Source organism: Roseibium sp. RP-7 (assembly GCF_053005225.1).
This window is the reverse complement of sequence record NZ_JBRKQA010000002.1, coordinates 772,398-784,320: the sequence shown is the minus strand read 5'-3', so window position 1 is coordinate 784,320 and position 11,923 is coordinate 772,398. Positions and strand designations below refer to the sequence as shown.

The 11,923-nt window shown below is 58.8% G+C and carries 11 protein-coding genes; 4 read left to right on the top strand and 7 right to left on the bottom strand.

Features of this window, described 5'->3' with window-relative positions:
• The first annotated feature begins 6 nt into the window (after window positions 1-6).
• From ACVDG9_RS18320 to ACVDG9_RS18305, 4 genes are all read left to right on the top strand, one after another.
• Window positions 7-168: a hypothetical protein gene (locus tag ACVDG9_RS18320; protein ID WP_447238643.1), complete on the top strand. Its 162-nt coding sequence runs from the start codon at window positions 7-9 to the stop codon at window positions 166-168.
• 301 nt (window positions 169-469) lie between these two features.
• Entirely contained in the window at window positions 470-1,333 is an 864-nt protein-coding gene (locus tag ACVDG9_RS18315; protein ID WP_447238642.1) for a glycosyltransferase family 2 protein, read from the top strand.
• Window positions 1,334-1,395: 62 nt separating this feature from the next.
• Window positions 1,396-2,523 carry a hypothetical protein gene (locus tag ACVDG9_RS18310; protein WP_447238641.1) on the top strand — a complete coding sequence of 376 codons (1,128 nt, stop codon included), beginning with the start codon at window positions 1,396-1,398 and terminating at the stop codon, window positions 2,521-2,523.
• Between the two features lie 5 nt (window positions 2,524-2,528).
• The gene (locus tag ACVDG9_RS18305; protein WP_447238640.1) at window positions 2,529-3,350 is read left to right on the top strand and encodes a hypothetical protein; all 822 of its coding nucleotides are present in this window, start codon (window positions 2,529-2,531) and stop codon (window positions 3,348-3,350) included.
• Here ACVDG9_RS18305 and ACVDG9_RS18300 read toward each other — a convergent pair.
• The 7 genes from ACVDG9_RS18300 to ACVDG9_RS18270 form a co-directional block, all read right to left on the bottom strand.
• Window positions 3,341-3,790, bottom strand: coding sequence for a hypothetical protein (locus ACVDG9_RS18300; protein ID WP_447238639.1), 450 nt, complete (start codon window positions 3,788-3,790; stop codon window positions 3,341-3,343). The genes ACVDG9_RS18305 and ACVDG9_RS18300 overlap by 10 nt on opposite strands.
• A 3-nt stretch (window positions 3,791-3,793) precedes the next feature.
• A complete protein-coding gene (locus ACVDG9_RS18295) occupies window positions 3,794-5,977 on the bottom strand; it encodes a hypothetical protein (RefSeq protein ID WP_447238638.1) in 2,184 nt (727 codons plus the stop codon).
• 47 nt (window positions 5,978-6,024) lie between these two features.
• Window positions 6,025-8,001, bottom strand: coding sequence for a caspase family protein (locus tag ACVDG9_RS18290; protein WP_447238637.1), 1,977 nt, complete (start codon window positions 7,999-8,001; stop codon window positions 6,025-6,027).
• A 20-nt stretch (window positions 8,002-8,021) separates the two neighbouring features.
• Window positions 8,022-8,615: a hypothetical protein gene (locus ACVDG9_RS18285; RefSeq protein WP_139314270.1), complete on the bottom strand. Its 594-nt coding sequence runs from the start codon at window positions 8,613-8,615 to the stop codon at window positions 8,022-8,024.
• Between the two features lie 591 nt (window positions 8,616-9,206).
• The gene (locus ACVDG9_RS18280) at window positions 9,207-10,370 is read right to left on the bottom strand and encodes a M20 aminoacylase family protein (RefSeq protein ID WP_206906950.1); all 1,164 of its coding nucleotides are present in this window, start codon (window positions 10,368-10,370) and stop codon (window positions 9,207-9,209) included.
• Window positions 10,371-11,186: an ABC transporter permease gene (locus ACVDG9_RS18275; RefSeq protein WP_062487980.1), complete on the bottom strand. Its 816-nt coding sequence runs from the start codon at window positions 11,184-11,186 to the stop codon at window positions 10,371-10,373.
• Between the two features lies 1 nt (window position 11,187).
• Window positions 11,188-11,916, bottom strand: a complete 729-nt coding sequence (locus ACVDG9_RS18270) for an ABC transporter permease (protein WP_023000374.1) — start codon at window positions 11,914-11,916, stop codon at window positions 11,188-11,190.
• Between the last annotated feature and the right edge of the window lie 7 nt (window positions 11,917-11,923).

Below are 11,923 nucleotides of genomic sequence, written 5' to 3'. Positions count from 1 at the left end.
CCGGAATTGCTCAATCGCCGGCGTCTGCCTGGCGCTGTTGCGGCATTGGGGAGGACCGGCAGTTCGCCGTTCTCGATCACCGGTGCGGCGCTGGACCGGGATGTGGCGCTTGTCGATGCGGGGCTGAATTTCGGTGTGACTGACAACCTCAATATCACTGCCGACTAGACCGGCTCCTTCGGTGAGCGCCTGCAGGACCAGACTTTCGCGGCGAAACTCAGGGCAAAGTTCCAAGGAGGTAGGCATGGGTTTATGCAGTCTTGTCGATCCCGATAGAAATGGCTGACGGGAACGAAAGATGCCCCGCAATGCTGGACGAGGCCATGTTAGGCGCTTAGCTTTATTCGGACGGCCCGAGGGGGCCCCACGTGGGCCACATCGTCGATCAAGTCAGCCACGTGCTGCAACGATGAACGGATGTGTACACACTCGACGGGCTTCATGATCGGGCATGAACGGGAACGTGAGTTTGGCTTCCTACACGCAGGCAACAGGGCATTTCGAGAACGGCGAATTTGCAAAGGCGCAGCATGCCGTTTCCGCCTGCCTGCAGGAGATCTACGCGAATATTCATCGCTTCGTCATGAAGGAAAACATTCAAAACATATATGGCACGAAGGTTTCGGTGATTGTCGTTTCCCATCGGAGCGGCCTTGAGGCCTGCGAGGTTGGCCGGGGTATCGAAGATTTCATCCGCCGTCCGGACGTCGAATTGATTTTCGTCGGCAATGGGCCCGGAGCCGCTGAGGGGGCATCCGGCCCGTATGCTGACAAGGCGCGGGTGTTCGGCTTGCCGGGGAATATCGGCTGTTCGGCGGCGCGAAACGTCGGTGCCTATGTCGCGCGGGGGAGCTGCCTTCTGTTTCTGGACGATGATGCATCGACGGGCGTTGCAGATCTTGATCTGCTTGCCGGCACCTGTATCGAGCGCGGGGCCAAGGCTGTGCGCGGTCGCATTGCGCCGAAGTCCGGTGCCGGATTGACGGGCAACCACTACAATCTCGGTGACAGTCTGAAACCCGCACCGCCCACAACGGAGGGGTTTTCCGCCTGGCAGGCGGCAGCCTTCGAAAAATACGGCGGATTTGATCCGCTTCTGGCGGGGCACGAAGGCATGGATATTTGTTGCCGGATGCTGGGCGAGACGGATGCGAAGCAGTTCCTGTATCAGCCCGGCGCAGTGATGCGTCACGACTATGCCGGAGACGACCGGCAGCGGTTGCAGAAGGTGGAGAAGCTTCAGCTTTCGGACAGGTATCTTGCGTTCAAGGGAATCGACAAGGACCGGGTTGCCGTCGCCTTCAAGGAAGTTGAGAAGACGGATGCAGTCTGACACGTCAACGAATGCGCCATTCGCACGCGGGAACGCGATCAAGACCTTTCCGGGCAAACTGCATGGATAGGCCTGACGACACCTGGCTGAGCCAGCGCTTCTGTTCCAATCCGTTCGAGCGGATCGAAACCCAGCCGAACCAGGACATTCACTTCTGTCCCGCAGCCTGGCAACCGGCTGCAATCGGCAGTCTGTCTGACGATCCTGAAACCGCCTGGAACTCGCCCAAGGCCCAGGAAATACGGCGATCGATCCTTGCGGGCGACTTCTCGCATTGCTGCCATCTGGAATGCCCGCGTATCACAGGGCGTGATCTTCCAGCGCGCGAGGAGATCCTGTCGGAAAAAGACCCGTCTCCTGCGGTGGCCTACTATCGGGAGATCATCAAGACTGACAGGACCCGGCTGGACAAGCCTCCAGCCTGCGCCAGCCTCGGTCACGACTTGAGCAGCAACACCGCCTGTCCTTCCCGAGCGACAAAACCGGTTCAACTGAAAAAATACGATGCCGACCGGCTCGACTGGATCTTCAACGAGCCGTACGCGCGCTTTCTGGCGAAAGCAGACCGAATAACCATCGGCCGTGAAGGCGAACCTTTTGCCAGCCGGCATTTCCTGAACTTTCTGAAGAATTTTTGTCGTGTGGCAGAGCCGAGAAAGGCGCTGGACCTCCACACCAATGGCCTGCTGCTGACGGAAGCTGTCTGGAACCGGCTCGATCTTTGGGGGCATGTCGGCAGCGTTCATGTGTCTGTCGATGCCGCGACCCCGGAAACCTATAATGAACTGCGGCCAGGCAGGCAGTTGGTTCAGCTCCTGCCCAATCTGTCATTTCTCGGCCACTTGCGCAGGCTGAAAGCCATAGACACCTTCCAAATGGAGTTTGTCGTCCGGCAGGAAAACTACACAGACATGCCGGACTTTGTCCGTCTTGCGCGCCGGGTCGGGGCAACAGGTGTTCTGTTCCAACGGGTTCGCGATCAGCAGGTTCGGGAGGAAGGTGACTGTCCTGCGGTCGACGTTGCGGACCCTCGCCATTTTGATCATGAAGCGTTGCAGTTGATCCTCGAAGACCCGGTTCTGAACGCGCAGGACGTCGAATTGGTTGATCTGAAACTTGCTCCACGGCACAGGGACGTTTCCGGGGCAGCGTGTTCAGGCGCAACGCCTGATCAGGTTCGGCAAGGCTGAAGTCCATGGTGCATCATCTCATCCTGCTTTCATCGGGAAGAAGCGGCACGCATCTGCACCAGACGATGATGCGGAACGGACTTGAAAAGGCTGTCGTTCTTGGCGAGCTGTTCAACCCATCGTGCCCGTTTGGTCTTGAAGCCCAGACGCCGGACTTCATCGCAATGCTGGAAGAAGAAAGCGGCATTGAAGTCGATCCGGGCAAGGCGAGAGCGCTGGCCAACTTTTTCAGGGACGATCCGGTCTTCATGCTGAGTGCCCTCGCCAGGGTTTGCGACCGCCTTGGGCATGAGTATCTGTGCTATTCGATCCTGCCGAAGCAATTGGCCGGCAGGCCGATCGAAGACATTCTGTTCCGGTTTGACTGCTCCTGCACCTTTCTCACAAGGCAGAGGTTTGCCAGATATGTCTCTCTCGTAAAGGCGCGGCAGCTCGGGGCCTGGAAGTGGGTCGATACCACGTCCCTGAAACCGGAAATAACGATGGAAGGGTTTCTGGAAGACGCCCGTTCCACTGACGACTGGTTTCAGTTCCTGTCGGAAAGGGCGCTGTCCGCGGGGCTGGACGTTCGGCATCTTTCCTATGGCGCTGATCTCAACCAACCAGCCCGGACCGCCTTTTACAGCCTGCAGCGGAAGTATGAAGGCATCTGCGAGCTATCCGCCTTCGATTTCAGCCTGATCCCGGATTTCAAGCAGGAACGGGAGGCCGATCCTTTCCGGTCGATTGGCAACGGCGAGCATATGCGGGACGCACTTCATCAAGCTTCCTTGCTCGATTATGCCTTTGCCGAGCCCTCCGTCTTTTCAGCGGATAGTTATGTCTGATCCCCTTTCGGCAGCGATTGAACATAGCCTTCCGGCGACGTGCCGATGGTGAACTCGAAATCCGGCGACCAGCTCTCCCGGATGCGGGCTATCCGGCGTTGGAGATAGAGGTCCCAGTTGGCCGAGGCACCATAACGGGGAAGATCCGACGACATCGGCAGGGTTTCGAAAAAGAGGCCTCTGCTTCTGAGTGCGGAGAAGTACCTGGGCGGGCACACGACGACGATCGTTTCAAACGCCGCGAGCTTCTCCAACTGGCTTTTCAGCGCGTTGGACAGGTGATCGTCTGCCTCATCGAGCGCCCAGACAAGCGCGACTGTCCCTTGCCTGCGGTGTTCCGACAAAAGGGCGGCGTTGTCCTTCGTGTTGGTTTCAAGTTTCCGGATGCTGCCGAGGGCAACCCGTAGTCCGATCTTGCGAAGGTTGCGTTTGAAAGACACGGTTCAACGCTCCTCCAGGGGATTTGCGGGAAGCTGAGCGACCGCCTGCAGCAGATGCGCAGTCTGCTGCGCACCGTTCCACCAGCCGGACTTTCTGAGGCACGACCGAGCCAGCGATTGGCGGAAATCGGGATCGAGCATCTGCAAAAGATGGTCTCCAATTGCGTATGGATCCTCGGCAGGTGAGGTGAGGTTCCACCCTGCGCGCGCTCCATATTCTGCGCGAGCTTCCTGCACATCCATGATCGGGTTGCTGTTTGGAATGAAGATCGACGGCAGCGCGGCTGCAATGTTTTCGTGAAAGGTATTGTATCCGGCCGCGCAGACGGCAAAGTCGAAGGCTTTCAGATACTGCCCGAGCGGATAGACCTTCCGCATCACCAGGCGCTCATGGAAATCCGCGTGCTCCTCGAAATGAAGCGGGGACCTGACGTCGACCGCGATCACCTGCGGATGCCTGTCCAGAAACTCCAGCAGACGTGCCCGGGGAAGGGACATGTCGAAATTTGCTTCCGAGCCAAGTTGCACGAGACAAAGGATCGCGTCGTCCGGCAGGTTCAGCGCCCGTCTTGCGGTGGTTCTGTCAAAGAGCTGATCTCTTGGCGTCATCAACACCGGATCGACCCGGGTGACGCTGTTCGGGTTGGGGCGTGAATAGCCTTCGTCCAGGGGCGCGCAGAGTTCCCCGGGTTCGATGATCGCATCGAAGAAGCCTTCCCGGGAGATGCTGTTGGGCTGGGGCGTGCGCCAGAGGCCGCGCCGGATCCAGACGCTGGTGGCGCGGCCGTAGCTTTCAACCGCGTCCACGAAACCTGCGTACGGCAAGTTGCCGTCAAACAGTGTGAGGCAAGGCTTGTAGTGGCTGAGCGCCTCGCGCATTTCCTGAAAGAAATAGCTGTTCCAGGCTTTGAAATCCAATTCCAGTCTCTGCCGGAAAGGCCGGAATTCGGCTAGGTATCCCATGGATCTTGCGATTTCGATTGCTTCGGAAAGCGAGAAGAAAACGACATTCGCACGCGGGCCGATCGCCCTGGCGATGGCAAGCTGCCGGGAGAGATGCCCGAGGCCGACGCCGTTGGAAGTGATCGTAAGCACGACCGGGGCAGGGGCGGGTCTGCGTGTTTTCGGGGCGGGCAGGGCGGCGACGGAGGGTTCGGCGATTTTTTCGAATTTCGCGGTGAACTGGTCCAGGCCAAACCGCTCCTCCACAAATGTACGTGCCTTTCGGGAGGTCGTTTCATAAAGCTGAGGATCCGTTCGAAGCTGCTCATAGACCAGTGGTGCTTCGTCCGGCTCGGCATAAAGGCAGGCATCGGAAAAACTGGTTTCCATATAGCGTGGAACGACGCAGGGCAGTCCGGTGGCAAGGGCTTCGAGCACACAATATCCGAACGCCTCGATCAGCGCTTTGGAATGGAAATAGCTGTAGATGTCGAGCCCTTGAAGAAATCCGGAAATCGGTCCCTTCGAGAACGGCAGAACCTGCCAGTTGGACGGCAGGTCCTCGAACTGGTCCACGAAGCTCTGCGGCACGCCCATCATGCGGAAGGCAAAGTCAGTGGATTGCGGATAGCAGGTCGTAGCGACCGATAGAGACGGCCATTTGTCAGCGCTGGGGCGACTGTGGCGGCCGATGACCAGAGGGGATTTCGGTTCCCGGGATTGTTTCTCCGGATAGTCGGCCAGATCGATCAGATTGGCCCAGTTGCCCTGGTGAACGGCATGGGACAGGCCGTTCATCACAAGGTCTTCGCGCACGATCTCGCTCACCGGCAGGAGTTTGAGCGAGTGGCCATACCAGTCGGAGATGAGCGCCGACCAGTGATCTGCCGGAAAGGCACGTTGTCCGTCCCGGTTTCGTATCGTCTGGTGCACGACAAGGTAGCAGGCATCCGCATCGAAACGGGTTCGGCATTGCACCCGTTTGTCCAGCAAGGTCGGGTGATACAAAAGCGCGACCCTGGACCGCGGTCTTTCGTTCTGCGGAACAATGACGGTGCCGGTAGCCCTGATCTCGGCGAGCACGGATGCGTTCAAGGTCCGGTTTCGGGAAAAAAAGGGGGAACACAGCGGTATGATCCCGGCTTTCAGCCCGGCTTGATTGCAGGCGCGAAGATCATATTTGAGCGATGTGGACGTCCCGCCGGGAAAGCGCAGGTCGGCCAGGTAAAGGACGTCAAATTCCATGTGCCGGTCGGCCCCCCAGGAAATCCATCAATCGATCTTGCCGGAAATCACGATGGGGAGCCACCATAGAGCCGCCAGGACTCCAGTCCGCGGTTGAACAGAGGGCCCGGAACACCATCCAGCGTGCCCTCGTAGTATCCGGCAGACTGCAATCTGGTCTGGATCTCAAGGATGGTATCGCGCGACCAGCTGCGGGCGTCGGAGGAAATCTTCGCAAGTGTTTCGCCGCTGTCCACCGTCAATGCGGACAACAACAGTTTCGATGCCTTTTGTGGTGATTTGTCGGTGTGGAAGCCTTCGTCGTAAATTGCAGCGGCGGCAAGGGCGCCTTCCGCGTATCCCTGCTGCGCCGCCAATTCGAAATAGGCCGCGGCGTCTTCCGGGGTCTTGTAAATGCCTTCCTTGGCAAAGACGCCCAGATTGTAGGTCGCTCTGGCGGCGCCTTCCGATGAGGCATATTCCAGAAGAGTAATTGCACGCGGAACGTCGCGCGCGCCACCTGTGCCGTTATAGAGGGAAACTGCAAGGTTGATGGCCCCGTCGGCGCTGCCGTTGGCATAGGCGCGTTCGAACAATTCGCGGGCTTTCAACAGGTCCTTGGGCAGCCCCTGGCCGAGTTCGTAGAGGAGGCCAAGGCTGACGAGTGCCCTTGTGTCCCCGGCAGCTGCTGCCTGCTGATAGAGATCGACGGCAATCTTGGTATCGCCGGCGGCTGCCCGTGCCCGCGCGAGCAGGGCCTTGTAGTGCGGCACATCCGGATAGTCCTTGACGGCCTGCTCGCAGGAATGAATGGCCGCCCCGGAGTTCTTTGCCAGAAGGTTGAGAGAGACGCCCCGGTAGATGACGGTTGAATCGTTCGGGTGTGTGGCGAACCGCCTGCACAGTTCGGATTGCGTCAGATTGTTCGGATTGTCGGGCATCATCTGGGTGACAAGCGTTTTGGCCTGCTCCAGATATTGCCCGTCCGGAAATCGCTCGATGTAATATTGCAGCAGGGCCCGGTTACGGGAGGCCAGGGCGTTGGACCAGATTTCCTCTTCCAGACTTGCGAGGCCGACCGATGGCGTCGGCAGGACGCCGTTCGTGTCCTTCAGCGCTCTTTCGAGGATCGTTTGCGCTTCATCGACAAACCTGCCTTCCGGATAGCGCTGCAGGTACAGCTGGATCAGCCTTGGATCTTCCTGCTGCACCGACAGCTTCCACAGGCCCGCTTCCAGGTCGCCGTCCGACTCCGGACCCGGCTTGAAATAGAAATCGGGTTTGACCGAGAACTGCACGTAAGGCACCTGGGCGCCACCGGTTTCCTTGCGTACGTTCTGGTTTACGTCCGCCAGCACGGACAGGACCTCGCGTCCGGAGGAGTGCATGTAGGACAGGAGCGCCGTCGCGTAGGGACTGTTGTCACCCGCGCCATCATAGGCAACCTTGCCCGGTTGTGTGGCGTAGCCGATCAGAAACCCGCTGACATCCGGCGGTGGTGCCAGGCCCACTTCCAGGCTCTTGATGCGATCCTGAAACGGATTGTTCTGGCAGGCGTCCAGGAAGACCATCTTGAAGGCGCTGCTGCGCCCGACAAGCTTGAGCAGCTCATCGAAATGAATGCTGTCGCTGACAAGCGTATCGATGTCACTGATCCGTGAATCAACCGGAATGAGATAGTTCTTGCCCGCCAGTTGAACGCCATGCCCGGCGTAATAGACCAGCACGACGTTCGCGTTGCGCCGAATGGTTGCCTGGGAGAACGCTTCGGCCTTCTTCAAGAAGTCCTCCTGCGTTGCATCCAGGATCAAGGTGACGTCGAAGCGAAGGGTCTGCAGGGTTGCAGCGATACTCTCCGCATCATTACGCGCATTGGGGAGTTTCTCGCCATTGTAGTTGGAATTGCCGACGATCAGCGCCATACGCGTGTCGGGTACAAGCTGCTGGGCTCGTGAGGTTTCAGGTAAGGAAACCGAGACAACGAGTATCAGGCCTGACAGAAGCAGGACCTTCTCGAGAAGTTGCCGGACCAAATGCAATTTCATGGTTTGGAACCGCATTCCGATCAAATTGAAATCATGGACGCCAGATTGACTTCGACCGCCGCGATGGTCTCGGTCAGGACAGCTCGCTGTTGCTGCTGCAGGTTCGTGATCACAGTGTCCTGGGACCGGACGATCTGAATACGCTGAACCTTGCTGATGCCTTCGCGAACCGCTTCAAGAGCTGCTTCGCCACTTTCGGCCTGCTCGACTTTGACGACCATTTCGCGAACAATCGGCAGGGCCGACTGTGCAACGGCGCTTCCGTTTTCCGCTTCCCGCGCCAGCCGATTTTCCAGATCCTGCAGGACTTCGGTAATGCATCGAACGGGTTCGATACCGCGCAATACCTTCTGCTTGCAGCGTTCACAGGCGTTGTTGACCCGAACACGGTTGTTCAGGAATCGCTCGAGAATGGCTCGTTCCCGGGCTACGGTTGTCGGTTCTCCGTCGCCTTTCGGAATGAAGAAAAACGGTCTGACCGCTTCCTTGCCGGAGCCTGCCTTGACGCTTGGGGATTCGCTTTCGTAAGCGGCGATGGTGATCGGCTTGCCGTTTGGATTTTCCAGCTTGCTGCCTGCGGCTGACGGGTCAAATGACTCATCAAAGGGCAGCATCGTGCTCCTTGAAAAAATCTGCTGTGCGTTCGAAAGCTGCCAGGACGTATTCTTGACAGGATCGTTCAGGACCTGGGTGCTGGCCTTGGCCGAACTTGTCGCGCCTGTTAGCCAGGCCACCAAAATAGACGCAATAAATGATAGGAAACCGAGCATCTTACGCTTGGTAATCTCTGCCATACTTCACCGAATTTTTTAAACTGACTTAGCGTTCTATGACACTTTCATCAGATAATTGATAAAATTTGCATTGTCGGCGGCTCACTACATCCTATCAAGTGCAGAGGTTTAGTGAAGCAAAAATTCGCGCCACCGCCTGCCCGGCGATCGGGCTTGCCGTCCCATGAGTCTGCTGTGAGAGCTTTGAAGCGGTGGTGACCAGACGTGTGTGCGATTGAATTTCGCAGGTGAAGCGTAATGCTCCGGTCGAGAAGGGTTTCCTGTCGCAAAACAACAGGATAGGGCAGACCAGGTGGCCTGCCCACTATTCGGGAAATGTCGTCCCGTTGCAATATGAAGGCTTATGGCCGGTGAAATTGCACCAGACGCTCCGTTTGCAGGCTGGTTCAAATTGTGGTGATTTCCGGTGCGTTACTTGCTCGACAGGAAATCTTCCGCCAGCTCCACCCAAAAACTCGTGCCGATAGGCAGGATGTCGTCATTGAAGTCGTACTTGGGGTGATGCAGGGGCGGGTCGCGATCGGTTCTGGCAGTGCCGAGCATGAAGTAGCAGCCGGGCCGTTCTTCCAGGAAATAGGCAAAGTCCTCGCTGCCCATGAACGGACGGGTGAGGTCTGTGACTTTTTCCTCGCCCGCAAAGCGCCTGGCAAGGTCACGCAGGTAGCCGGTCTCGGCCGTGTGGTTGATCATCGGCGGATAACCGCGCTCATAATCGACCTCGGCCCGCATGCCGTAGCTGGCAGCCTGTCCTTCGGCAATCATGCGGATACGCCGTTCCAGCTCGTCGCGCACATCCGGTTCCAAAGCTCGAACGGTCAGGCTCATTTCCGCCCGCTCGGGGATCACGTTGCTGGCGATACCGCTGTTGAAGGCACCGACCGTGATCACGGCAGACTGCAGCGGGTGGATGTTGCGCGCGGCGATGGTCTGCAGTGCCATGATGATGCTGGCGCCGCACACGATCGGGTCGGATGCCGCCTGCGGTTCTGCACCATGGCCTCCGTGGCCGACAACGGTAATCTTGCACTCGTCGGCAGCTGCCATCATCGGGCCGTCCCGGAAGGCGAATTGGCCGAAGGGCAGGCTCGGGTCATTGTGAAGGCCGAATACGGCATCGCAGGGGAACCGCTCGAACAGCCCGTCGTCCATCATCAGCCTTGCGCCGCCGAAGTTTTCTTCCGCCGGCTGGAAGATCAGGTGCACCGTTCCGTCGAACTGCCTGCGTTCCGAGAGGATTTTCGCGGCGCCGAGCAGCATGGCCGTGTGGCCGTCATGGCCGCAGGCGTGCATGACGCCGGGATGGGTGCTGGCATAGTCCGCCCCGGTTTCCTCCAGGATCGGCAGGGCGTCGAAATCCGCACGAATGCCGATGCTTTTCGAAGACGTACCATTGCGCAGGGTTGCGACAATGCCGGTTTTTGCCAGGCCACGCGTAACCTCGTAGCCCATCGCAGCCAGTTCACTGGCGACGTAGTCCGAGGTCTTGAATTCCGACAGGCCGATCTCGGGAATCGTATGCAGATGGCGCCTTGTGGCGACGATTTCGGGAAGAAAGTTGGACGACTGAACGGTCATTTACGCACCACGGCTGGGGATACGGTTTTCCAGGAAGCGGAACAGCAATACCAGAATCCCGGTGAGACACATATAGATCAGTGCAAGCAGCAGCAGAGGCTCATATGTGAGATATGTATCCTGCCGAACTCTTGAAATGATCGCATAGACATCGACCACCGTGATGGTCGCGACAAGCGGTGTCGATTTCAGCTGCAGCACGGTTTCGCCGCTCAAGGTCGGCAAGGCACGGTAGATGGCGCGCGGTAGCCAGATGCGGCGGAACATGGTGAAGCGGCCCATGCCAAAGGCACGCGCGGCTTCCAGTTCGCCCCTTGGCACACCGGCAAACGCTCCGCGCATCACTTCCCCCTCATAGGCGGCAAATGACAGCATCAAGGCCGTGAAGCCATACGGCCAGGCCTGGCGCAGATAGGGCCAGAACATCGACTGCCGGATTTCCGGATACTGCGCGAACACCGAGCCGAGGCCGTAGTAGAGCAGCCAGAGTTGCAGAAGCAGCGGTGTGCCGCGGATCAATGTGCAGAAACCACGGGCCAGCCAGGCGAGCGGTCTTGGTCCGGTGACCTGGACAAGGCCCAGGCCTATGGCAAGGAGAAAGCCGACGGCTGCCGTCGAAAACAGCAGAAACAATGTTTCCCAGATGCCGTGGAGGAGCTTCCATTGGTATTTCGGCAACCAGTCCCACCTCAGGAACCAGATCGCGCAGAAGACGATGCCTGCGAAGACGGCAAGCAGGAAGATCCTGTGCGGTTCCAGCAGCCGGCGTGGCGGCGGCGGAACATAGGCGGGCATTGTGATCTTGGTTTCGCTCATCTCACACAGGCCCCGCAATGCCGCGCCTTGCGCGTTTTTCGATATGGGCGATGACGCGGTTCGAAACCAGCGTCAGCGTGAGATACATCACGCCGGCGGCGCAATAGAACAGCATGTAGGCCTTGGTGCTGCCGGCTGCCTGGCGGGTCACAAGCGTCAGTTCCGAGAAGCCGACCACGGCCAGAAGGGCAGTATCCTTGGTGGCGATGAGCCAGAGATTTGAAAGACCCGGAATGGCATAGGGCAACATGGCCGGCAAGGTGATGCGGCGCAGTGTCTTGAAGGGCGACATGCCGTAGGCACGGGCTGCCTCTATCTGTCCGGGCGGTACTGCCTTGATGGCACCACGCAGGACTTCGGTCGAGTAAGCGCCCTGGACGACGCCGATGACGAAGATGCCGGCGGCAAGGCCGCTGATGTCGACCCTTGGCAGACCGACCAGCATCAGCAGCGAATTCACCGCGTCTGTTCCGGCGTAATAAAGCAACAGGATGAGGACAAGCTCGGGAACGGCTCGGATGACGGTGGTGTAGACCTCAAGCAGGTCGCGCAGGATCGGGCCACCGTAAAGCTTTCCGAAGGCGCCGCCGATACCGATCAGCAGACCCAGGCCAAAACCGCCGACGGCGAGCTGCAGCGAGGCTGCGAAGCCGGCGAGTAGAACTCCGCCCCAGCCCGGTGGCGACAGGGCGAGCAGATCGAGATTGAGAAATCCGGAAGGGGCAGCCATCGGCAGC